Here is a 23166-nt window from a genome sequence, read left to right as displayed (position 1 = left end):
ACGGAATGTACCGGGCCGGTAACCGCAGCGCAGCGACTTGGGGAGAACGTGAGAGGGCTTACGAGGCGGAGGAGACGACTCCCGCGAGCCGGTCCGCGGCCGCCTGTGCGGTGTCGTGCGCCGGGGCCTCGACCATGACGCGGACCAGCTGCTCGGTGCCCGACGGCCGCAGCAGGACACGGCCTTCTTCGCCGAGCTCGGCTTCGACGGCGCCGACCGCGTCACGGACCGCGGCCGAGACGGCGACCGCCGCCTTGTCCGCCACCGGGACGTTCACCAGCACCTGCGGCAGGCGGTTCATGACGGCGGCGAGGTCGGCGAGCGACTTACCGGTGGACGCCATGCGGCTCATCACCCGCAGCGCGGTGAGGAGGCCGTCGCCGGTGGTCGCGTAGGCGGGAAGGACGACGTGACCCGACTGCTCGCCACCGAGCGCGAACCCGCTCGCGCGGAGCTCTTCGAGGACGTAGCGGTCGCCGACGGCGGTGGTGACGAGGTCGATGCCGTGCGCGCGCATCGCCAGGTGCAGGCCGAGGTTGCTCATCACGGTCGCGACCAGGGTGTTCTTGGTCAGCTCGCCGGTCTCGGCGAGAGCGAGCGCGAGGACGGCCATGATCTGGTCGCCGTCGACGAGTTCACCCGCGGCGTCGACCGCGACACAGCGGTCGGCGTCACCGTCGTGCGCGATCCCGAGGTCGGCGTTGTGCTCGACGACGGCCGCGCGCAACGCGTCCGGGTGATTCGACCCACAGTGTTCGTTGATGTTCACGCCGTCCGGGTCGGCGTGGATCGCGATGACCTCGGCGCCGGCCTTGCGGTAGACCTCGGGGGCGGCGAAGGAGGACGCGCCGTTGGCGCAGTCGACGACGACGCGCAGGCCCTCGAGCGGATGCGGGGTGGCCGACAGCAGGTGCTGGATGTAGCGGTCACCCGCGTCGGGGACGTCCTTGACCCGGCCGACGCCGATGCCGGTCGGGCGGGTGACGGGGGCGGCGAGACCGGCTTCGATCTCGTCTTCGATCCCGTCGGGAAGTTTGTGGCCGCCGGCGGCGAAGAGCTTGATGCCGTTGTCGGGCATCGGGTTGTGGGAGGCGGAGATCATCACGCCGAGATCCGCTTCGAGCGCGCCGACGAGATACGCGACGGCGGGCGTCGGGAGGACACCGAGACGGAGCACGTCGGCGCCGGCGGACGTGAGTCCCGCCACGACGGCGGCTTCGAGCATCTCGCCACTGGCTCGCGGGTCACGGCCGACGACCGCGACCGGGCGGTGCGAACGGTCGTGGGCGGCGAGGACGCGGGCGGCGCTGGCGGCGAGCGAGAGCGCCAGCTCCGGGGTCAGCTCCCCGTTGGCGAGGCCACGTACGCCGTCGGTACCGAATAGACGAGCCATCTGTCGACCTCCTTGAAAAACCACCACGACAACCTAGCCAGTGCCCCTCTCCACCCTCCCGCACCCCCGGTTCGCCTTTAGCGGGCTAAACGCGACGCGCGCGACTTTAGCGGGCTAAACGCGACACGGGTGGGGCACGTGTGGCGGGTGTGACAAGTGGGACTGGCGGGCGAGCGAGGCCCGAAGGACCCCGGAAACACGGAAGCGCCCATCCGAGAGACGGATGGGCGCTTCCGCGGGTTGCGCCAGAGGCGCGATCAGCGCTTGCTGTACTGCGGAGCCTTACGGGCCTTCTTGAGGCCGTACTTCTTCCGCTCCGTGGCGCGAGCGTCACGGGTCAGGAAGCCGGCCTTCTTCAGGGCCGGGCGGTCGTCGGCGTCGACCTCGACGAGCGCACGGGCGATCGCGAGACGAAGCGCACCGGCCTGGCCCGAGATCCCGCCACCGTGCAGGTTGGCGAAGATGTCGAACGAGTCGGGCTTGTCGACCGTCACCAGCGGCTCACGGATGAGCTGCTGGTGCACCTTGTTCGGGAAGTACTCTTCGAGCGTGCGGCCGTTGAGCTTGAACTCACCGGTACCGGGAACGACGCGCACCCGGACGACGGCCTCCTTGCGGCGGCCGACGGTCTGGGCGTTGCCACCGGCGGCACGCGACGGGCGCGGGGCGGCGGGGGTTTCGCTGGTCGCGACGGCGTCGCCGACCGGAGCGGTCTCCGTGGCCGCGACGGCCTCGGTCACGGTCTCCTCGGTGCTGGTCACAGACTGTTCCTCACTCACTGCGCGACCTGCGCGATCTTGGTGATCTCGCGCGCCTGCGGCTGCTGCGCGGCGTGCGGGTGCTCGGCGCCGGCGTAGACCTTGAGCTTCTTCGCCTGGGCGCGGCCGAGCTTGTTCTTCGGGAGCATGCCCTTGACGACCTTCTCGAGCAGGTGCTCGGGCTTGGTGTCGAGCAGCTCGCCGAAGGAGCGCTTACGCAGACCACCGGGGTAACCGCTGTGCCGGTACGCGAACTTCTGCTCACGCTTGTTACCGGTGAGCGCGACCTTCTCGGCGTTGACGATGATGACGAAGTCACCGGTGTCCACGTGCGGGGCGTAGGTCGGCTTGTGCTTGCCGCGCAGCAGCGTGGCGACCTCGGTCGCGAGCCGGCCGAGCACGACATCCTCGGCGTCGATCACGTGCCAGGCACGAGTGACGTCGCCGGGCTTGGGGCTGTACGTGGGCAAGGGTCTACCTCGTCGTCAACATTGCGTGTGGGTTCTGTGCGGGCCTAGCGCTTACGCGCCGCAGCGCACAACGACATATGAAGATACCCCCACGCCCGACCCTACTGCGAAGCGGGGGTCGGTCCGGGGTCCCATACTAGGACCGGCGCCCGGCGGGCGCCCCGCAACTGTACCTCGCCGGTGTGGCGGAACCGCCCACGGCATCGTCCTTCGCGGGAGAGGATGAGACGATCCGGACGCGCACCGCGCGCGGGGGACTCGATCAGGGGAACGGCGATGAACAAACGTCCAACGACCATCTTGTGCGTGCTGAGCGCCGTGCTGGTGCTGACCACCGCCTGCGGCCAGGGGCGCGCGGGCACGGCCGTGCCGAAGGGCGACGACGCGGCGACCTACGTCGGCACGAAGTTCGAAACGGCGATGAACAAGCTGCAGGACACCATCGGCGACCAGCGCGACGTCACCATCGAGTCGGGCGCCTACTTCCGCTTCGACGAGAAGTACATCCGCAGCACGCTCTCCTCGGCTCGCACCGGTTCGCCGGAAAGCCGGGTCAGCCGTCAGCGCTCGCAGAAGAACCCGGACGACAGCATCGACTGGTACACCCCGGGTGACGGGGCCGTCGAGTACGTGTACCTCGGGCCCGTCTACAAGAGCCTCGCCCCGACACCGTGGGTTTCGATGCCGAAGTCGGAGGCCGGGCTGACCATCCCCTGCGCGTGGGTCGGGATCATCACCGCCTGCAAGATGGCGGACGCGATCGCCGTGGCCTACAACGCGGACAAGAAGATCGTGAAGGGCGCCAAAAGCCTTCCGGAGAACCGGATCGAGCTGACCGCCGACGTCCCGTTCGGCAAGTTCATGGAACGGCGCGTGGAGATCCTGCCGACGTCGATCAGCAGCGCGGTCACGGCCGAGATGAAGAAGGCCCCCGTGCACACCACCGTCTCCCTCAACCCGGACGGGACGCTGAGCCAGATCGTGATGGAGGCCAAGATCGAGGGCGGCGGGCACAAGATCGAGCTGCGCTACGACTTCCGCTTCACCGGCAAGGCGAGCACGCAGGATCTGCCGAAGCTGCCGGACGCCTCGCAGATCACCGTGCTGCCGGACAAGGCCGCCAAGGACGACTTCAACCGCCGCTTCAACGAGCTGAAAGGCGTCTGAGGCATGACCGAACAGCAGCCGCAACAGCCGCAGCAGTGGTGGCAACCCCCGGCGAATCCCGGGAACCAGCAGCAGGGCTGGCAACAGGAAGGCCAGGCCACCGGACCGCATGCCGGGCAGTGGCAGCAGAACGACGCGGGCGCCGCGAACACCGGCTCCTACACCGGGCAATGGCAGCAGCAGCCCGGCGTCACCGGCTCTTTTTCCGGGCCCTGGCAGCAAAGCGCACCCCCGGCGCAGGGCACGGGGTGGCAACAACCGCAGCAGCAGCCGATGCCGCAGCAGCAGGATTGGCAGGCACAGCAACAAAGTCCGGGCACTCCCCCGCAGGGTCAGTACGGCGGAGGGTTCCAGCCCGCGCAGCAGGCACAGCCGTCTCAGTACGGCGGGCTCGGCGCCTTCGGGACGGAGCCCGCGAAGAAGCCCAAGGCTTCGAAGAAGACCTTGCTGATCGGCGGGATCGCGGCCGCCGTCGTGATCGCGGGCGGCGTCGGGGCCTGGCTGCTCGGCGCCTTCGCCGGTGACACGCTCGATCAGAAATCGGTCCAGGACGGTGTCGTCCGCGTGCTCAACGAACACTACGGGGAGCCGGACGTGAAGAATGTGAGCTGTCCTTCCGGCCAACCGGTGGAGAACGGCGCCACGTTCGACTGCTCGATCGACCTTTCGGGCCAGCAGAAGAAAGTCACCGTCCGGGTGCTGAACACCACCCCGGAATTCGAGGTCGGCGCGCCGCACTGAGCGGTACGGACACGGAAAGGCCGCGACGGTGACCGTCGCGGCTTTTCCTTTGACACAAACGAAACGGCGGGCTCGGCATCCGAGGATGCCTGCCCGCCGTTGCTCGTTCGGAGCCGGGAGACTCAGAACAGGCCGGTGACGCCCTGCTCCGTGGCCTGGTAGCCGTCGGCCAGCTGCGGCAGCACGCCGGCGACCTGCGCGAGCAGCTGCTTGAGCTCCTCGAACTTGTTGTCCCACTCCTGCTGAGCGGCCATGTACGCGGTCTTCGCGTCACCGTCCCAGGTGTTGACCAGCGGGGCCAGGTCGCTCTTCAGCTGCCCGAAGAGGGACTCCAGCTCGCCACCGGTGTTCTTGCAGTCGTCGGCCGCCGCGTGGATCGTGGCGTAATCGACCTTCATCTCGCCCATAAGTTCCTCCAGTAATCAGAAAGTCTTGGTTTTGGTGCGGTGTAGCCGAATCAGCCGAGGACGCCGAAGCCCTGGTTGACCGACTTGATGAGCTCCTGCTGCTGCTGCTCGGTCGCGTTGTACTTCGAACCGGCCTGCTCGAGCAGGTCACCGATGTTCTGGAGGGCCTGGTTGAGCCCACGGCCCGCCTCGTCGAAGCGCTTCATCACGTTGTTGAACGCGATCGCAGCGTCACCGGTCCAGCCCGCGCGGGTGGCCTCGATGTTGTCGCGAAGCTTGCTCAGGTTCTGGTCCATCGAAACGCGGACCTCGGTCACGCGCTTCTCGGACTGAGTGAACTGCTCAACTGTCCCGGTAAATCCGCCAGCCATGGGAGCTACCCCCTTCGTTCGTGGTTTATCCGTACTCGGTGAAGTTCGTTTGGTACGGACCTACGACGGAGACACTGCCACGTCTGGTTCCCTCTTGTCGCTCGTTGGTTTCAAGTAGTTGCTTGCGTTAACGCTCCCGGCGGGAACCGATCGCGGGAATCCGGCCCACGCGCTGCGATTCACGCGCGAAAAAGGGCTTCCACCACGGGATTTAGCGAATGCACAGCAGCCGGTCAATCGCCGCGGCTCATGATTCGCGACTGCGAAAAGTCCTCGTCGTCGTCACCCACACGTGGCCGTCTGGACACGGGTTCCGGCCGAAGGGGAACCAAATCCGCCGCCGGTGGCAAAGCGGGAACCGGAAGACCGGCGCCCGCGCGGAACCGTTTCGCGGCGTTCCGGACGACGGCGGGGGTCGGCGCGGTCTCGCCGCCAGCGAGCCGCCCCTTGCCGAACTGCTTCGCCAGTTCGGCGTTCTCGCCCCGGCGGCGTTCGTAACGCGCTTTGGCCGTACGGGCGACCTGCCGGGCATAGGTGACCGCGTCGCGTCCTGTACGCGCGAAGTGCTCGGCGGCGGTCTCGGGTTCGGGTGGCATGTGCCTCCCCCTTCAGTTGACGACCACCATCGTTTTGACGACCTGCTCGCAGGCCGCGCTCACCCGTTGTTCGAGCGGTGAGCCGGTGCCGTACTGGCAACCGATGTGGACGCGGATCTTTCCTTGAGCGACGACATACCAGTCGACGCGTGCGCTCGGCTTGGTCTCGCGGTAGTAGATGACGGACTTGCCGGCGTAGTTCGCGGCGCCGTTGAAGCCGCTGTACTTGTCCGGCTCCAGCCGGGCCAGGCCGCTGAGTTCGTCGACGAGCTTCTGTCTGTCGGCCGTCGCGTCGTAGTCCATCACGTTCTCCTGGGCGACCACGAGGTCGTCCCCGTTGAGGGATTCGCTCGGGTGGATCACCACCTGGCGCTTGGCGACGCGGTCGTCGGTCTGCGTCCAGTCCAGCGGCGCGACGAAGCGGTAGTCGTACTGGGCGAGCGTCCGGCCCTCCGGCTCGGCCTCCCCGCTGTTCACCGCGAAGAGGACGCCGCCGGTGATCGCCGCCGCGGCCACCACGGCGGCGGCGACGATCCAGAGAGTCTTCTTCTTCCCGCCACGCTCGGCGGGCCCGGTCTCGCGGGAGGGCTCACCCGGCCGCCACGGCGGCGGGGCCGCGACCCCCTGCTGCCCCATCGGGGGCGACGGCGGCCCCTGCTGCCGCGTCGCGTTTAGCGGGCTAAACGCGCTCTGCGGGGGCGGGGCAGGCTGGTGAGGGCCGGGAGGGAACGGGGCACGCGGGGCATCGGGACGCCGGTCGGCGGGTGCGGGGGCACCGCCGACCCGGGAGACGGCGGAGCCCGCCAGCGAACCCGTCCGGTCCGGGTCGATCAGCACGGCACGCAGAGCGCCGCGGGCGACCACGGTCTCGGGCTGGTCCAGCGTGGTGGGCACGACCCCGGTCCGCTCGTGCACCAGCCGGGACACCATCGGGATCCGGCTCGACCCGCCCACGAGGAAGATCGCCGTCAGCTGCTTCGGCCGCAGCCCGGAATCGCCGATCGCGGCCACGGTCAACTCGACCGCGCGCCCGAGCGGACCCGCGATGAGCCGCTCCAGATCCTCCCGGGTCACATGCGCGTCGGCGAACGGCGGCGGCATCGGGACGTCGGTGTACGCGTGCCGCGACAGCGTCTCCTTCGCGCCGCGCACGTCTTGCCGCAGCACGCGGCGCCGTCGCCTGTCGGTGAGTTCGCGGCCTTCGACGAGTTTCCGCCATTCCGGCGGGTCGACGGACGACACCAGCGACCCCACGTGCTCCAGGAGCGCCTGATCGACGTCCGCTCCCCCGAAGCTCGGATCGCCCCGGGTGGCCAGCACCTGGAACCCGGCGCGTTTAGCGGGCGAACTGCGATCCGCCGGGCTGCCGGGCATGCGCTGCACCACGGAGACGTCGACGGTGCCGCCGCCGAGGTCGAGGACCGCCAGGGCGTCACCGGGGCGGCCGCTGAACTCGACGGTGCGCTCGGAGTTGAGATCGGCCGGGGCGAACGTCGCCGCGTGATAGACCGCCGCGGCGACCGGCTCCGGCACGAGCGCGACCTGGCGCGCGAGCCCTCCCGCCGCCTGCCGGAGCAGACGGGTGCGGGTCGCGCCCCAATCGGCGGGATGGGTCAGGACGAGCAGCTCGACCTCGGCGTCACCCGCGAGCCGGCGCGCCTCGGTCACCGCGCGTTTCAGCACGGCGTGGACGACGTCGGTCACGCGCAGGACGTTGTCGCCCAGCAGCAAGTCGCCCTCGTCGATCCGGCGCTTCGGATTCGGCTCGTAGCGCGACGGATCGACCGCCGCCTGCCGCTCCGCCTCCTGGCCGACGAACAGCGTCCCGTCCGGCGCGGCGTAGACCGCCGACGACATCAAGGGCTGCCCGTCCACCACGACGACCTGCGGCTCGCGGCCGTTGATCGAAGCGACTACGCAGGTGCTCGATGTCCCGAAGTCCACCGCAACCCGCACTGTCACAAGCCACTCCCGCAGATCGTCGTCGTCACCCCACGCCCGGCCCGTCCCTCACCTGGTTCCGCGGGAGGTCAGTCCGGCTGGATCCACGAGACCTGCATGAGCTGCTTGCCGTGCTTCCGGGTCACGAGGTTTCCTCGACCCGGCGGCATCTGGCTCGGCTTCACGTTGGCGACGAGGTTGCCCTCGTCCCGCGAGCCGTTCATGACCATACCGGGCGCCGCGATCTCCCTGAGCTTGCCGAGGATCGGGTCGAACATCGCCCGGCTCGCGCCACCACTGCGGCGCACGACGACGATGTGCAGACCGACGTCCTTCGCCTGCGCGAGGAACTCGGCGAGCGGCTTCAGCGGGTTGCTCGTCTGAGTGGCGACCAGGTCGTAGTCGTCGACGATGACGAACAGCTCCGGACCGGTCCACCAGGACCGGGTCTTCAGCTGCTCCTGCGTCACGTCCGGACCGGGGAGCCGCCGGGTCATCGACCCGTGGACGTCCTTGACCATGCTGTCCAGCTGCGCGGCGGACACCGCGTAGCCGAGCAACTGGTCTCCGCCGATGAAGCCGAGCATCGTGCGCCGGTAGTCGACGAGGATGATGACCGCTTCCTGCGTCGTGTACCGCTCGGTGATACCCCGGGTGATCTGGCGCAGCAGGTTCGTCTTGCCCGACTCGCCGTCCGCGAACGCGTAGAAATGCGAATCGGCGGCGAAGTCGAGGTAGATCGGCTGCAGGTCTTCCTCGTTGACGCCGATCGGCACCAGCTTCGTGTTGCGCTTGGAGTCGATGGACAGGACCTCGTCGTAGGTGACCATCTCCGGCAGCAGGCGGACCTGCGGCGCCGGACGGCCCTTCCACGCGGCCTTGATCTTCGCCACCGCGTCGGCGACACCGGCGGCGACGTCGTCCGGGTTGCTCGATCCGTCGATGCGCGGAAGACCGGTCAGCAGGTGCAGCTTGTCCCTGGTGAGACCACGGCCGGGGCGGCCGGCCGGGACGTTCACCGCGACCCGGCGGTCGATGTCGGACTCGCTCGGGTCACCGAGGCGGAGCTCGAACCGGGTACCGATCATGTCCTTGATCGCCGGGCGGATGTCCGCCCACCGGTTCGCCGCGATGATGACGTGCACACCGTAGGAAAGACCCTGGGTGGCGAGCTTGGTGATCGAGATCTCCAGCTCGTCGAAGTCGTCCCGCAGCGCCTTCCAGTTGTCGACGATCAGGAAGGCGTCACCGAAGGCGTCTTCCTCGGGCTTGATCTCGCCCCGCCGCTTGCGGTTGCGGAACTCGTTCATCGAGTCGATGCCCATGGCACCGAACCGGCCTTCCCGCTCGGTGAGCAGGGTGGTCAGCTCGGCCACGATCCGGCGGGCCTTGTCCGGCTCGCGCCGGGCGACGGCGACACCACCGACGTGCGGCAGGCCCTGGAGACCGGCCAACGTACCGCCACCGAGGTCGAGCGCGTAGAACTGCGCTTCCTCGGGGGTGTGGGTCAGCGCCATCGACATGATCAGTGTCCGGAGCATCGTCGACTTGCCCGACTGCGGACCGCCGACGATCACACCGTGCCCGGCGCCACCGGAGAAGTCCGCCCACAGCAGGTCACGACGCTGCTCGTACGGGCGGTCGACGATGCCCATCGGCACCTGCAGCCGTCCGTTGCCGAAGAACCCGACCGGGGAAAGACCGCGGTCGTCGGTGGGGTTCAGGTTCGGGAGCAGGGTGTCGAGCGAGTTCGGCTCCTTGAGCGGCGGCAGCCAGACCTCGTGCGCGGGCGGGCCCTGGCCGATCAGCCGGGACACGATCACGTCGAGCTCACTGGGCTCGACGGCCTCCTCCGACTTGGCCTCTTCCACCGGCGCGGCCTCGATCTGCTGCGGCTCCGGTTCCTTCGGCAGTTCGACGAAGTCCGGGACGAACAGCTGCGGGCGCTTGTCCGCGCGGACCACGGTCGCGACCGGGCCGGCGGCCTTGATGCCCGCGGGCCGGTACGGGCCCGACACGTACGAGGCCTTGAAGCGGACCAGCGTCGAGGTGTCGTACTTGAGGTAACCGCCACCGGGCACGGACGGCAGCTCGAACGCGTCGGGCACGCCGATCGCGGCACGGGATTCCGCGGCGGAGAAGGTCTTCAGACCGATGCGGTAGGAAAGGTGCGAGTCGAGACCGCGCAGCTTGCCCTCTTCCAGCCGCTGCGACGCGAGGAGCATGTGCATCTGCAGCGACCGGCCCAGACGGCCGATGGCGACGAACAGGTCGATGAAGTCCGGCTTCGCGGCCAGCAGCTCGGAGAACTCGTCACAGACGATGAAGAGCGCGGGCAGCGGGTCGAGGTCGGCGCCGTTCTCGCGGGCCTTCTCGTACTCCCAGACGTTCTTGAAGTTACCGCCGTTCTTCAGCGCTTCCTGGCGCCTGTTCATCTCGCCCGCCAGCGCGTCCTTCATCCGGTCGACCAGCGTGACCTCGTCCGCGAGGTTGGTGATGACCGCGGAGACGTGCGGCGCGGCGTCCAGACCGAGGAACGTCGCACCACCCTTGAAGTCGACGAGGACGAAGTTCAGCGTGCTCGACGAATGCGTGGCGAGCATGCCCAGCACCAGGGTGCGGAGGAACTCCGACTTCCCGGAACCGGTCGCCCCGATACACAGGCCGTGCGGGCCCATGCCCTCCATCGCGGCTTCCTTGATGTCCAGCTCGACCGGCTGTCCGTACTCGCCGACGCCGAACGGGACGCGGTAGCGGTCTCGCACCGGGCGCGGCCGCCAGGCCTGCTGGACGTCGAAGGTCATCGGGTCGCCGGGGATGCCCAGCAGTTCGAGCAGACCGGGGTTGGACAGCAGCGGCTCTTCCTCGGCGGCGTCCTGCGCGGCGGTGCCGACGCGGTACGGGGCGAGGAGCCGGGCCAGCGCTTCGGCCTCGACCACGCTGAGCGTGTCCGGACGGCCGAACCATTCGACGCCGCCGGCGCTGCGCGCGCCGAGGCGGTCTTCCTCGACGACCAGCCGCAGGCCACGACGGGCCGCGAGGTTGCCGATGGAGTCGGAAAGGTCGATCAGGGTGACACCGACCAGCCCCTCTTCGAGGATGATCTGCTCCTCGCGGGTGACCTCGGCGTCGTCGACGATGATGACGACGTGCGGCTGGTCCGGGGCGGGCGTCGCGTTACGGGAGAACCGCTGGCGATCACGGAGTTCTTCGTCGAGCCACTGCTCGATCTGCGCGAGGGAGCCCGCCATCATCCGCAGCTGGCCGATACCGTCGGCGAGGGCCGGGTGCTGGGCGTGCGGCAGCCACTTCGCCCACTCCCACTCCTCCTTGGCGCGGCCCGCCGTCGCGACCGCGATGAGGACGTCGTCGGGGCTGTGGAAGGTGACCAGCTGGGCCAGCATCGCCCTGGTCAGGCCGCGGGTGAGACCCCGGTCGCCCTGCATGCTGACCGCGGCGAACCCACGGAGGGTGATCTGGGTCGGGAGGTCCGGGACGATCGAGTGCGCGCGGACGAACCGGCGCAGCGCGAGCGTGGCGATCGGCTCCAGCTCGTCGACCGGACCGGTCTGCGGCGGCACCAGCCGCGTCGCGAGGCGGTGCGAGCTGCGGCCGACGCGGAGGTGCAGGAAGTCCTGGTCGTTCTGGCGGCGTTCCCACATGCGGCGGCTCGCGGCCAGCGACCACATCGTCTGCGGGTCGGGGTGGACCCATTCGAGAGCGGCGCGCTGGTCGACCATGGCCTCGCGGGCCCTGTCGCGCATCTGGCCGAGGTAGCGCAGGTAGTCCTTGCGGTCCTCGTCCATCTCGGCCTTTTTGGCGCCGCCGCCCTTGCCCGCGCCGCCGGCCATCATGCCGACGGTGCTGAGCACCATCATGCCGCCCATCATCATCATCATGGGATTGCGTCCACCCGTGGTGAACATGAAGACCATCATCCCGAGGGAAGCGACGATCATCACCGCCGGAAGCAGCTTCATGACGATGTTGCCCGGGATGGTGCGCGGCACCTCAGGTGGCGGTTCGAGATGCACCTCGCCGCCCGGCGGCCGCGGTGCCGCCAGGCGCGGTGACTTCTTGAACTGCAGCGTGCTCATCGAAGGACCCCTCTTCAAACTCGACGATGGCGGCCACCGTTAGTGCGCGTACGGGTGCGCGAGACAACCTATCGAACGTGGCCGGTGAAATCCGGACAACGCCGAGAACGGCCCCGGACGGGGCCGTACGCATGTCGGGAGTGTAGGGCTCCGGCTCCGCCGACGTGCGTTTAGCGGGCTAACTGCGATCCGGCGGCCAGACGCCCGACGTGCGTTTAGCCCCCTAAACGCGATCCGGCCGTCCAGGGGCTCCCAGGTGCCCGTGGCTCCGGCGCGTGACGTTTAGCCCGCTAAAGTCGACGCGCCGGCAGCCGGTCAGCGAGGCTTCGCAGGTCGCCTCTCCTACTTTTGCCGGTCTTTTTCCGACAGTCGATGATGTGGGCACCCGGGTTCGGTATAGGTTCCCCCGGGAGCAGACTCTCAGGGCAGGGGGAAGGCAGTGGCAACGGGCACGACGGTATTCAGCAGGGTGACGGTGGTCGCACCACGCACCCGGATCGACGTGGCTTTGCCGGCTGACGTCGCGGTGGCGGACCTGCTGCCCATGCTGTTGGAGATGGCGAAGGAGGCGACGCCGGACGGCGGCGCCCGCCACGGCGGCTGGGCGCTGGCGAAGCTCGGCGACGCGCCACTCGACCCGAGCCGGACCCTCGCGTCCCTCGGTGTCGTCGACGGCGAGCTGCTGCAGCTGCGCAAGCGCAACGAGAACCCGCCGCCCCCGCTGTATGACGACGTCGTCGACGCGATCGCCGAGTCGTCCCCGGACAGCTTCCGTCCGTGGACCAAGGAGACGGCGCGCCGCTTCGGGCACATCGCGGGCGGGCTGGCGCTGTTCTTCGCGGCTCTGGCGCTCTTCACCAGTGGCTCCTTCTACGGCGGCAACGCACTCGCCGCCGCGATCGCCGGCGGTGTCGGCGCGATCGCGTGCGTCGCGATCGGCGCGACACTGGCCAAGGCCTACCAGGCCGAGGCGACCGGTGTGCTGATCGCCGCGGCAGGTGGTCTGCCGCTGGCGTTCGTCAGCGGGTTCTACATCGTGCCCGGACTGTCCCTGTGGGCGAACCTGCTGCTCGCGAGCACTCTCGTGATCATCGTGGCGGCGGTCTGCATCCTCGTCATCGGGCACGGGATCACCACCTTCATCGCGGCCGCGACCACGGCGACGATCTCGGCGCTGACGTTCCTGGCAGCGACGCTCATCGACACCCCGATCGCCGGGATCGCCGCCGGCGCCACCGCGTTCTCGCTGGCCTGCATCTCGATCCTGCCGCGCGCGACGATCAAGCTCGCGGCCCTCCCGACACCGCATGTTCCCGGCAGCGCCGAGGAGCTAAAGGAAGACTCGGGCTTCCCGGACTACCGCGCCATCGAACGCCGCACCGCGGTCGCCCACGAGTACATGACCGGTCTGCTGACCGGTTGCGGCGCGGCCACCGCGCTGTTCGCGATCATCGCCTCGACGTCGCCGACGATCTTCGGTCCGATCCTCGGCGTGATCGCCACACTGGTCCTGCTCCTCAGGGCGCGGGCGTACGCCAACGGCGCGCAGGCCATCGCCCTGCTGACCACCGGCATGGTGTCCGGCGCGGGCATCCTGCTCGGCTGGATGTGGTCGGCGAGCCCGCTGAACCGCGTCCTGTTCGTGTTCGGCGCGCTGCTGCTGATCGGCGCCGGCGCGCTCGTGGTCGGCGTGATCTTCCCGAACCAGCGCTTCTCGCCGCCGCTGCGGCGAACCGTGGAGATCTTCGAGGCCGTCTTCATCGCGACGGTGCTGCCGCTGGCGCTCGGCGTCATGGATCTCTACACGACGCTGCGCCACCTCAACTTCAAGTGACGAACCGATCGGATGATGCTCTGATGGCCGTAGCGCGGAAGTCCAGGGGGACGCGCGTCCGCCACCTCGGCCTCGCCGGACGTACCGGAACGGTGCTGCTGGCGGCCGGTATCGGTGTTCTCTCGCCGGCGTCGGTGGCGCTTCCCGCATGGGCGCAGCAAAGCAGCGTCGCGCCGGACGCCGGCGGCTACTACGCGACCCCGCCTCCGGTGAACACGTCCAAGAGGCCGGCCGACTCGGGCAAGCCGGACAAGACCTACGAGAAGAAGACCGAGTGCGTCCAGCGCAGCAAACTCGGCGGCGACCAGGTCGACATCAAAAACCGGCCCTGGGGTCAGCAGTACCTGCAGATCGAACGGGTGCACCAGTTGATGCGCGGTGCCGGGCAGTCGTCGGTCGGCGGGGGCATCAAGGTCGCCGTGATCGACACCGGCGTCTCCGCACACCCGTACTTCGGAGGTCGTGTCGAATCGGGTGGTGACTACGTCGCGACTCCCGGCGGCGGCAAGGCACCGGGGCTCGAGGACTGCGACGGTCACGGCACCGAGGTGGCGGGGATCATCGCCGCGAACCCGCCCGACGCGAGCATCGGGTTCCGGGGGGTCGCACCGGACGCCACGATCCTGTCGATCCGGCAGTCCAGCCAGAACTACGAGGAGGCGGAGAAGAAGTCGGAGCCGCCGGCCTCTTCCAACTCGGCTCCGCCTTCATCGTCGAACAATCCGGGTTCGCAGCTTCCACCGTCCTCACAAGGAAACGGCGCCGGCGGTGGCGCGGCGGACGGAACCGCGCCTGGCCAAGACAAAGGCGGACGACAGCAGGGACAAGGCAAGACCGCGGGCACGCTGACAACGCTCGCACAGGCCGTGGTCCGGGCTGTCGATCAAAAATCCAAGGTCATCAACATGTCGGTCGACAACTGTCGCCCGGCCACCGGAAGCATCACCCCGGGCGAGGTGGAGCTCCAGGCGGCGGTCAACTACGCCGTCGAGCAGGACGTGGTCGTCGTCGCGGCGGCAGGCAATGTCGGCGACAAGTGCCCGCAGAACGATCAGCCGGACCCCAAGTCCCCCAAGACGATCGTCACACCGCCCTGGTTCGCCGAAGACGTGTTGTCTGTCGCGGCGATCGACGAAACCGGCGGTGTCGCGAATTTCAGCGTCAACGGGCCGTGGGTCAGCGTCGCCGCCCCGGGCACCAAGATCATCTCTCTGGACCCGGCGGAGGGCTCCAGCAGCCTGGCCAACCTGACCATCGAAGGCAACGGGCAACCCGGTGAGATCCAAGGGACCAGCTTCGCCGCCCCGTACGTCGCAGGTGTGGCCGCACTTGTGCGCCAGAAGTTCCCGGAGCTGAATGCCCGTCAAGTGATGACCCGGATCAAGCAGACGGCGCAGCACCCCGCGGCGCCGGGCGGACGGGACAACTTCGTCGGCTTCGGCGTCATCGACCCGATCGCGGCGCTGACGGCGATCGTGCCGTCGGAGGCGGACAAGGCCAAACCGGTCCAGCTGCCCGCGGACCTCCCGCCCGCGAACGACCGTGACCCCGCGCCGATGATCGTCGCGCTCGCCGGAACCGGCGGGGGCCTGGTGGCGCTGCTCGTCACGCTGTTCGTGGTGCACTCGGTCCGCCGCAACCGACCGACCGCCTCACCCGGCCGCAAAACCCCGTAGGACTTGCGTTTAGCGGGCTAAACGCGATCTGACCCGGTCTCGCCTCAGAGCCGCCCAGATCGCGTTTAGCCCGCTAAAGTCGCTCGGCCCCTGGGGGCCTACTTGGCGGGCTTGGGCTTTGGAGCGGGCTTCGGCGGGGTCTCGTCCTCGCCGATCACGGGCGGGACGACCTGGCCGGGCTCACCGACCACATCGGACGGCTTCGAAGCGGGCCGCGTCTTGGACTGGTGAGCCGTCTGGCCTCCACCACCCATGCCGCCCATCCCCATCATGGGCGCCATGCCCATCGGCATCATCGCGGAGCCGGCCCCGGCGGTACCCGGTCCATGCGCCGGAGCGGCCTGAACGGGCGCGACCTCCGGGATCAGCGCCTGCCCTTGCTCGATCAGAGGTTCCTGCGACCCGGTCTGCCTGCCTTCGGCCGCGGCCGGGGACGTCGACTGGTCGTCGGATCCGGCATCGGAATCGGCCTCGACGGCAGCCTTCTCCTGAACCGATGCACCCGGCGCCTCGGAATCGTCGTGGAGCTTGAACTCGTCCTGCGGATACCTGTGAGCGATCTCGATACTCCGCGAGCCGGCGTCAGGATCGTCGACGCCGTCACAAAACCGCACGAAGCCCTCAAGGACGTTGCGAGCGGCTTCGAAAAGCGCCTTAGCCGACTCCTGTGCCTCCTCCAGCTGGGTTCGTGCCCGCCGGACGCCGCCGACCGGCAGCATCGCGGTCTCGGAGGTCAGTTCCGCCGTGTCGACGAGAACCTCGACGAGGTCGGTCAGGATACGACGGATCGACAGCACCAGTTCGTCGAGCGAACTCGCCAGCGTGGTGAGGGCGTCTTCGACGTCAGAGCCCGCGGCGTGGATGTCCACGATGTAGGCGACGAACGCGTCGGCGTCCTTGCCGGACCACCCGGCGTCGAGGCGCCCGAGGTCCTCGGACAGCTCCTTCGAAACGTTGCCCGCGGTCTTCGCGGCTTTTCGGAGGAGGTCCGCCTCGTCCTTCAAGTCCTCCCAGCGCCCCACCAGCGGGGTCAGGTAGGTCTCGACCGGATCGATCAACCCCAGATGGCCGGACAGCTCCGAAACGAACGCGAGATGCGGTGCTGCGGCCTCGACCAGGTCCTCACCGCCGGTGCCCGTCGCGTTTAGCGGGCTAAACGCGCTCGGGGGCGGCTCGGGTGCGGCCGGGCGTGCGGCCGCCATCGGGTGCGGGATGGAATCCGTCGGGTTCTCCGATTCGGCGATCATGCGGTTCAGAGCTCCACGGCGCGCTTGATCATCTGCGCTGCCTCGTCGTCGTGCCCGGCATGCCGCGCGGTCACCGTGTGCAGGGCCTCGGACGCCGACCTCAGCGCGGCCGCGCCCTCCACCAGCTGACGCCGGATGGCCTCGGCCGCACGCCCATAGGACGCACCAAGGCCCAATTCCTCGCCCAGCGTGCCATGGGATTCGACGGTGACTCCCTCACCGGTCACCTCCGCGGCCGCCAGGTCGAGCTCTCCGGCGGCCGCGTCCACCCGCTTCGCATAGTCACCGACGACGTTGCCGTCGATCTTCAGGCCGGCCACTGCACCCTCCACTCACCCGATACCGCTCGGGCTTTGAGACGTTCGGGCCGTCCGGCGGGTTCCCGTGATCAGTTGCCCGCCGGAGCCTGCTGCGACTGCGTGGCGACCGAACCGGCCCTGTCGTCGATCGGCACCGTGTCGAACGTCCGGAGCACATCCTGCGTGTTCAGCGAAGCGCCGGTGGGCAGGATCCTGACGATGGCCTCGGGCGCAGGGACTCGCTTGTTGAGCCCGATCGAATCCGCCGTCACGGCATCAGGGACGCCGTAACGGATCCCGCGATCGGAGATCAGCTGGATCGGCCCCTTGTCGAAGGTCTCCTTGCCGGTCGCCGACTGGACGACGGCCGCGAAGCCGGGCTCCATGTAGAAGCTGTTGATCGGCGCGCCGACCGGACCGGGGGTACCGATCTTGACACCCGGCGCGGATCCGTCGGCGTTCCTGCCCTTCGGCAGCTTGTCGTCGACGAACACCGCCGTGTGCCCGTCCCGGCCGCTGCCTTCGCCCGTGATGGACCAGCTCAGGCAGGAGACCCGGGAACCCTGGGTCGCGTCGAGCACCGTCGGCACGGTCTTCGGGTAGGCGTCGAGCTCGACGACCTGCGAGACCCGCGTGAGGTTGCGGATCTTGCCCAGCGGCACGGACATGACCGACGTGCTGCCGTCGTTCTTCCCGGTCTGCACGATGTCGGCGACCGCCGGCGAGATGGCCTGGATTCCTTCCTTCGTGATGAGGTAGAAGTCCTTCCGCCCTTCAGCCTGCTCCGTCGAGAAGACGTCGCCGACCTTCATGTCCTCGATCTCGTAGTTGGGGCGCTCACCCTTGCCCGGGACGTCCGGCAGCTTCAGCTCCGGCACCTCGGGGATCGCGTCGAGCAGGCCCTGGGAGATACCGCGAGGCCGATCGGACAGCTTCAGCGCGGAACGGACGGCGTTCGCTTCGGGCTTGATCTCGGCCTTGACGGCGTTCGCGTTCCGGGCGTTGGGGTCCGGCGTCTGCCGGTAGATCAGGTACTCCCGGCCGTTGACGCCCTTGGCCAGCAAGGCCTCGTTCTGGCCGAGCTCACGGTTCCCGAGCTGCTTCACACCCGCGTAGACGGTCGTTTCCGTCTTCGAGAGGTCCGGCTGGGGCACCGACTCGTCGTACTTGACCTCGTCGCAGACGCCCCATTCCGGGGTGACGCGCTGCGAGTCCGTCGGCATCAGCTGAGGACCGTTGGGAATACCCATGAGCTGGCCGCGGGGAATGTTCTTCAGCTGTTCATCCGAAACGACTGTGGGGTTCTTCACTTCGGAGGCCTGCGTGGGCCCGGAAGGCTTGCTCCCCGACTGCTGCGCCCCTTGTTTCGACTGCGCGATGATCAGCAGCCGCGCGGAGGCGAGGTTGAAGGTCGGAATCAGCTTCTTCGGGTTCCCGGCGACGACGTACACCGTTCCCGACTGTTCGCCGATGACGATGTTGCCTGCGTCCGGCACGGAGGGCTTCGGGTTCAGCAGGCCCCAGATGACGAAGACCAGGACGCCCAGCGCGGCCAGCACGACACCCACGATGGTGGCCCGCGTGTGCGTGCGCATCGGGTCGTGGAGCATGACGGCGTCGCGACGGACCAGCGCCGATTGCATCCGTCGCAGAACGAACTGATAAGCCTGAACTTGAGACTTAGTAGTCGGTGTTGATGGCATTCTCGACCTACAGTCCTCCCCGTCGCGGTACGGTTCCGCAGGATAGCCGTACGGGGACCGTCTGGTGTGGGGTTTCTACCAACTCCAGCTAGTGTCAAGTTCCTCGGGACCGGCTTTCCGGGTACGCAGCAAGCACGAGGGGAAGAGAAAGCGCGGATGTCCGTCACCACTCCTCCACGTCCGCCCGGCCCTCCGGGGTCTCAACCTCCTGGTCGTCCGCCGGGGCCGCCGCCAAGGCCCGGCAGACCGGGTGGTCCGGGCGGCCCGGCCGGAGGCCCGGGAGGTCCCGGTGTTCCTCGCGGTCCCGGGGGCCCAGGCGGCCCTGGAGGTCCTGGCGGCCCACAGGGTCCCGGCGGCCCCGGTGGTCCGGGAGGCCCCAAGGGACCTGGTGGCCCCGGCGGACCTGGTGGTCCGGGAGGCCCCGGTGGGCCAGGCGGCCCGGGCGGTCCTCCGTCCGGCGGCCCCGGCCCGCAGCCCGGTCCCCCGCCCGCGCCGGCGGCGCGGATCGCCGCGCCCGCGCGTCGCCGGACCGGTGGGATCAACCTCGGCCCGCTGCCCGTGGCGAACCTGGTCGTGCTCGAACTCGGGCTCGCGATCGGCCTCGTCCTGCTCGCGATCGACATGAAGCTGAAGTACATCGCGATCGGTGTGCTCGGGTTCGCGATCATCGTCGCGTTCCTGCGTTGGGGCGGCCGCTGGTTCACCCAATGGGCTGGACTCACGATGCGGTACATGTTCCGTTCACACGATCGTGTGGCGAACCCGCTCCCTCCGAGCAGCATCGAGTCGCTTGCCGCCGAAGAGGACGCCGTCACCGGCCCCGACGACGCCCGCGTGAACCTGCTTCGCCTCGCCGTTCCCGATCTCGTCGTCGCGCACGGCGTGGATCACGAACGCCAGCAGGTCGGCCTCGCGTGGAACGACGGGACATGGACCGCCGTCCTGCTCGTCGAACCCGCGCCCGCGCTGATCACCCAGGCAGGTGGAGCGCCGAGCCTTCCGCTGTCCGCGCTCGCGCCGTGCCTCGAAGACCGCGGTGTGGTCCTCGACTCGATCCAGATGATCTGGCACTGCTACCCGGGCAGCGCCGCGCTTCCGTCGGACTCGCCCGCCCTCAGCTCCTACATGGAGGTGCTCGGCCCGCTTCCCGCGGCCGCGCGGCGCACGACGTGGGTCGCCATCAGGCTCGACCCGCGCCGGTGCCCGGCCGCCATCCGTGAACGCGGCGGCGGCGTCGTCGGTGCGCATCGCGCGCTGATCGGCGCGCTGTCGCGGGTGCGGAACGCCTTGGAATCGCAGGGCGTGCCGACCCGGCCGCTCGACCCGGACGAGCTGCTGCGATCCAGCATTTCGGCCGCGGAACTGACCGCGGTCGCCGGTTCGCAGGGGAAGGTCGGCCTGCAGGAACGCTGGACCGGCGTCACCGCGGCCGGCATCGGGCACGCGAGCTACGCGATCACCAGCTGGCCGAAGGGCAAGATCAGCGGCAGCCTGAACGCGTTGACCAGTGTCCGCGCGCTGTCGGCGACGGTGGCGATGTCGATCTCGCCGTCCGCGGACGAGGGCAAGATCGGCCTGCGCGGAATCGTTCGCCTGAGCGCGCGGAACCCGCGCGAACTGGACGCGGCCGATCAACGGCTGCAGGGCGTCTCGGATCGGCTGGGTGTGACGCTTACGCCGCTGCGCGGCCTGCAGATCTCCGGGTTCTCCGCGACTTTGCCGATCGGAGGCACGGCATGAGCACCCGCATGCGCGACGCAGGCCAGAGCGCCGGCGTCGCCCCGGAATTCACCGTCGATCCGGCGATGCTCGACGCGATCAGCCCATCCGGTGACCGCGGCGGGATCGTCCTCGGCTCCGGACTCAAGGGTGAGCCGCTGACGATCTCCGCGCTCCGCTCGACACCGACCCGAATCGTGCTGGTCGGTGGCCTCTATCTGGCTCGCCAGGTGGCGTTGCGGGCGATGGCGGTCGGGGCGTGGGTCGTCGTGGCGACCGGACGGCCGGCCGCGTGGCAGGTGCTCCCGCAGGCCGCGGGGAACCAGCCCAACGGCAGGCCTTCGCCGCTGGTGCAGATCCGGCGGCTGTCGCCGGTGGACCTCCCGCGTCCGTCCGAGGACGCACCGCTGCTGGTGGTGACCGACGGCGGTCCGACACCGCAGGACCTGTTCCCGCCGCGGTCGCCGTGGCAGACGACGGTCTACGTGCTGCCGTACCTGCACCCGCAGGCCGGGGCGACCGCGAACGCGGCCGACCTGGTGCTGATGCAGCGGCTCCCGCCGGGCCAGGCCGAACTGGCGGCCCGCATCTGGCGGCTGCCGCCCCAGATGATGAAGCAGCTCACGACGCTGAAGGACGACCAGGTCGTCGCCTTGGGCCGCAACCTGTGGCGTCCTCTTCGCCTGGTCACCACGGCGAAAGAGCAGCAGATCCTGGGCCCCGTGCGCCGGGGCGACTAACCCACCCGCGTCGACTTTAGCGGGCTAATCGCGCTCTACGGGGCACTGTCCATTTCGGACGGTGCCCCCTTTTTTTGCGTCCGCCGCGCGTCGCGTTTAGCCCCCTAAACGCGATCCGAGGCGTGGGATTTGTCAGTCAAGGGGTAATCGCGCCGGCTGTGGACAAGCCGGGGGTTGTGGATAAATCACTCTGAAATGGTAGTGATGGCCGCAGGTTGTCGGTCTTGTCGGCCACCGTGTCGATATGACCAAACCCTTCGATTCATCCCATCTCCCCGATGTCTTCCGCGGATCGGAGGCGCGCAAGGCAGGTCTCATCACGGCCAGCCAGCTGCGCGGCTCGAGCGTCCGGCGGCTGTTTCAGGACGTCTACACACGCGCTGGCGTCGAGGTCACACACGAGCTTCGATGCCGAGGCGCCGCCCTGCTGGCACCTCCGGAAGCAGTCCTGACCGGACGATCGGCCGCGACCGTTCATGGTGTCGAGCTGGCCAATCCCAACGATCCCGTCGAGATGATCGTGCCGGAGAAGAATCGCTTCGGTCCGATCGTCGGCATCAAGATCCGACGGACAGAGGTCAAACCCGAAGAATCGAGACCCTGGAACGGTATTCGCATCGCGCGGAAACGTCGAATAGCACTGGACCTGCTACTTCGGCTTTCTCCCCGCAAATCCGGATGGGTGCGACGGCTCCGCATCGGCGTCCCGGATCTGGACCAGTTCATGAGGGCCAAGAACCTGACCGATCTGCACCTCAACGGCGAGTTCTACGGTCGCCGTAATAGAGGAATTCGCTTGGCCAGGCATGCTTTACGTCTCTCAGACCCTCGTGCGGAGTCACCTCCGGAATCGGAGCTCCGCATCGTGCTGGCCGCCGGCGGTATCACGGCGACGCCGCAGGTCGAGGTCAAGTCCCGAACCGGCCGTTTCCTCGCTCGTCTCGACCTCGCGGACGAGAAGTTCCGGGTCGCCATCGAGTACGACGGCCGATGGCACAACACACCGAAGGAACAAGCCTATGACCGCAAACGCCGAAGACGCGTGGAGGCCGAAGGATGGCGATTCGTCATCGTCACCGCGGAAGACCTGGCGAACGATTTCAAAGGCATCGTCGAAGCCGTCTGGCAAGCCCGCCGCGGCGCGTTTAGCCCGCTAAAGGCGCCGCGTCCGGATCAGGAGGGGGTGCGCATGGCGCGCGTTTGATCGGCGCGCGCGGCGAGTTCGGCGTCTGGCGGGTAGTCGACGGCCACCAAGGTCAGGCCGTGCGCTGGAGCGACGGCGCTGTCGCGCGTCCGGCTCTCCAAAACATCGCCCGGCCAGTCGAGCGGACGACGGCCGTCACCGACCAAGAGCAGCGCCCCCACAAGACTGCGCACCATTGAGTGGCAGAACGCGTCGGCGGACACGGCGACCTCGACCGCGTGCGGCCCGGTCCGCCGCCACACAAGCCGCTGCAGCTCCCGAATGGTCGTCCCGCCTTCACGCTGCTTGCAGAAGGCCGCGAAGTCCTGGAGCCCCAAGAGAGCCGCCGAAGCCTCGTTCATCGCGTCAACCGACAGCGGTCGGCCCCAAGCCAGAGTGTCGTGACGCCGCAACGGATCCACACCCCACGGCGCGTCCGAAACACGGTAGAGATAGTGGCGCCGCACAGCCGAGAACCGCGCGTCGAATCCGGGTGCCGCCACCCGGGCATCCAGCACCCGCACGTCACCCGGCAGGTACCGATTCCAGCGGTGCCGCATCCGCCCCAGGTCAGGAATGCCCTGTTCGTCCAGCTCCAGACGACCGGATCGCGTTTTGCCCGCTAAAGGCGACGCGTCGACGTGGACCACCTGGCCGGAGGCGTGCACACCGGCGTCGGTGCGGCCGGCGACGACGACGGACTTCGGGACCGAGGCCCCTGGAGGCTGCTTCGCGAGCGCCTCTTCGAGGACTCCCTGCACCGTGCGCCGTCCCGGCTGCCGCGCCCAGCCGGAGAAATCGGTGCCGTCGTAGGAGACGTCCAG

General features: G+C 68.8%; 19 protein-coding genes. 7 read left to right on the top strand and 12 right to left on the bottom strand.

Translation table 11 applies throughout. The features are described from left to right. Positions 1-58: 58 nt before the first annotated feature. The 3 genes from glmM to rplM all read right to left on the bottom strand — a co-directional run bounded on the left by glmM (position 59) and on the right by rplM (position 2621). Positions 59-1393: a phosphoglucosamine mutase gene (glmM, locus tag ACIBTM_RS17005; protein WP_395877546.1), complete on the bottom strand. Its 1335-nt coding sequence runs from the start codon at positions 1391-1393 to the stop codon at positions 59-61. A 257-nt stretch (positions 1394-1650) separates the two neighbouring features. Beyond that, positions 1651-2154, bottom strand: a complete 504-nt coding sequence (rpsI, locus tag ACIBTM_RS17000) for a 30S ribosomal protein S9 (protein ID WP_005166834.1) — start codon at positions 2152-2154, stop codon at positions 1651-1653. Between the two features lie 14 nt (positions 2155-2168). After that, positions 2169-2621, bottom strand: coding sequence for a 50S ribosomal protein L13 (gene rplM / locus ACIBTM_RS16995; RefSeq protein WP_005166833.1), 453 nt, complete (start codon positions 2619-2621; stop codon positions 2169-2171). A 276-nt stretch (positions 2622-2897) separates the two neighbouring features. Between rplM and ACIBTM_RS16990 the strand changes: the two genes are divergently transcribed. Both ACIBTM_RS16990 and ACIBTM_RS16985 read left to right on the top strand, forming a co-directional pair. Then, complete coding sequence (locus ACIBTM_RS16990) at positions 2898-3788, top strand: hypothetical protein (RefSeq protein WP_395877543.1); 891 nt, start codon at positions 2898-2900, stop codon at positions 3786-3788. A gap of 3 nt (positions 3789-3791) precedes the next feature. After that, positions 3792-4529 carry a DUF4333 domain-containing protein gene (locus ACIBTM_RS16985; protein ID WP_395877541.1) on the top strand — a complete coding sequence of 246 codons (738 nt, stop codon included), beginning with the start codon at positions 3792-3794 and terminating at the stop codon, positions 4527-4529. Between the two features lie 122 nt (positions 4530-4651). On the opposite strand, the gene ACIBTM_RS16980 is transcribed toward ACIBTM_RS16985, so the two are convergent. From ACIBTM_RS16980 to eccCa, 5 genes are all read right to left on the bottom strand, one after another. After that, the gene (locus ACIBTM_RS16980; RefSeq protein WP_073847324.1) at positions 4652-4936 is read right to left on the bottom strand and encodes a WXG100 family type VII secretion target; all 285 of its coding nucleotides are present in this window, start codon (positions 4934-4936) and stop codon (positions 4652-4654) included. Positions 4937-4986: 50 nt separating this feature from the next. Then, positions 4987-5307, bottom strand: a complete 321-nt coding sequence (locus ACIBTM_RS16975; RefSeq protein ID WP_395877539.1) for a WXG100 family type VII secretion target — start codon at positions 5305-5307, stop codon at positions 4987-4989. Between the two features lie 233 nt (positions 5308-5540). Continuing rightward, the gene (locus ACIBTM_RS16970; protein ID WP_037332653.1) at positions 5541-5903 is read right to left on the bottom strand and encodes a hypothetical protein; all 363 of its coding nucleotides are present in this window, start codon (positions 5901-5903) and stop codon (positions 5541-5543) included. A 12-nt stretch (positions 5904-5915) separates the two neighbouring features. Continuing rightward, positions 5916-7865, bottom strand: a complete 1950-nt coding sequence (locus ACIBTM_RS16965) for a type VII secretion-associated protein (RefSeq protein WP_395877537.1) — start codon at positions 7863-7865, stop codon at positions 5916-5918. A gap of 68 nt (positions 7866-7933) precedes the next feature. After that, positions 7934-11941: a type VII secretion protein EccCa gene (eccCa, locus tag ACIBTM_RS16960; protein WP_395877535.1), complete on the bottom strand. Its 4008-nt coding sequence runs from the start codon at positions 11939-11941 to the stop codon at positions 7934-7936. A 469-nt stretch (positions 11942-12410) separates the two neighbouring features. Here eccCa and eccD point away from each other — a divergent pair, with 469 nt between their 5' ends. Further along, entirely contained in the window at positions 12411-13775 is a 1365-nt protein-coding gene (eccD, locus tag ACIBTM_RS16955) for a type VII secretion integral membrane protein EccD (protein WP_378369488.1), read from the top strand. A gap of 23 nt (positions 13776-13798) precedes the next feature. Further along, a complete protein-coding gene (locus ACIBTM_RS16950) occupies positions 13799-15451 on the top strand; it encodes a type VII secretion-associated serine protease mycosin (RefSeq protein WP_395877533.1) in 1653 nt (550 codons plus the stop codon). A 98-nt stretch (positions 15452-15549) separates the two neighbouring features. Here the strand turns inward: ACIBTM_RS16950 and ACIBTM_RS16945 are convergent, their stop codons facing one another. From ACIBTM_RS16945 to eccB, 3 genes are all read right to left on the bottom strand, one after another. After that, positions 15550-16698, bottom strand: coding sequence for a WXG100 family type VII secretion target (locus ACIBTM_RS16945; RefSeq protein WP_395877531.1), 1149 nt, complete (start codon positions 16696-16698; stop codon positions 15550-15552). A gap of 5 nt (positions 16699-16703) precedes the next feature. Further along, the gene (locus ACIBTM_RS16940) at positions 16704-17018 is read right to left on the bottom strand and encodes a hypothetical protein (protein WP_063273157.1); all 315 of its coding nucleotides are present in this window, start codon (positions 17016-17018) and stop codon (positions 16704-16706) included. Between the two features lie 68 nt (positions 17019-17086). After that, a complete protein-coding gene (eccB, locus tag ACIBTM_RS16935; RefSeq protein ID WP_395877529.1) occupies positions 17087-18700 on the bottom strand; it encodes a type VII secretion protein EccB in 1614 nt (537 codons plus the stop codon). A 558-nt stretch (positions 18701-19258) separates the two neighbouring features. Here eccB and eccE point away from each other — a divergent pair. The 3 genes from eccE (at position 19259) to ACIBTM_RS16920 (ending at position 22363) form a co-directional block, all read left to right on the top strand. Further along, a complete protein-coding gene (gene eccE / locus ACIBTM_RS16930; protein WP_395877527.1) occupies positions 19259-20440 on the top strand; it encodes a type VII secretion protein EccE in 1182 nt (393 codons plus the stop codon). Further along, positions 20437-21159: a hypothetical protein gene (locus ACIBTM_RS16925; RefSeq protein ID WP_007031058.1), complete on the top strand. Its 723-nt coding sequence runs from the start codon at positions 20437-20439 to the stop codon at positions 21157-21159. The genes eccE and ACIBTM_RS16925 overlap by 4 nt, the downstream gene beginning before the upstream one ends. Positions 21160-21403: 244 nt before the next feature. Further along, entirely contained in the window at positions 21404-22363 is a 960-nt protein-coding gene (locus tag ACIBTM_RS16920) for an endonuclease domain-containing protein (RefSeq protein WP_395877525.1), read from the top strand. Here the strand turns inward: ACIBTM_RS16920 and truA are convergent. Beyond that, positions 22333-23166 carry a tRNA pseudouridine(38-40) synthase TruA gene (gene truA / locus ACIBTM_RS16915; protein ID WP_395878093.1) on the bottom strand — a complete coding sequence of 278 codons (834 nt, stop codon included), beginning with the start codon at positions 23164-23166 and terminating at the stop codon, positions 22333-22335. The genes ACIBTM_RS16920 and truA overlap by 31 nt on opposite strands.

Origin of the sequence: Amycolatopsis sp. NPDC049868 (assembly GCF_044461365.1) — a bacterium.
In the GTDB taxonomy this organism is placed as follows: Bacteria; Actinomycetota; Actinomycetes; order Mycobacteriales; family Pseudonocardiaceae; genus Amycolatopsis.
The sequence above is the reverse complement of the archived record's forward strand: the minus strand, read 5'-3'. Positions and strand labels throughout refer to the sequence as shown.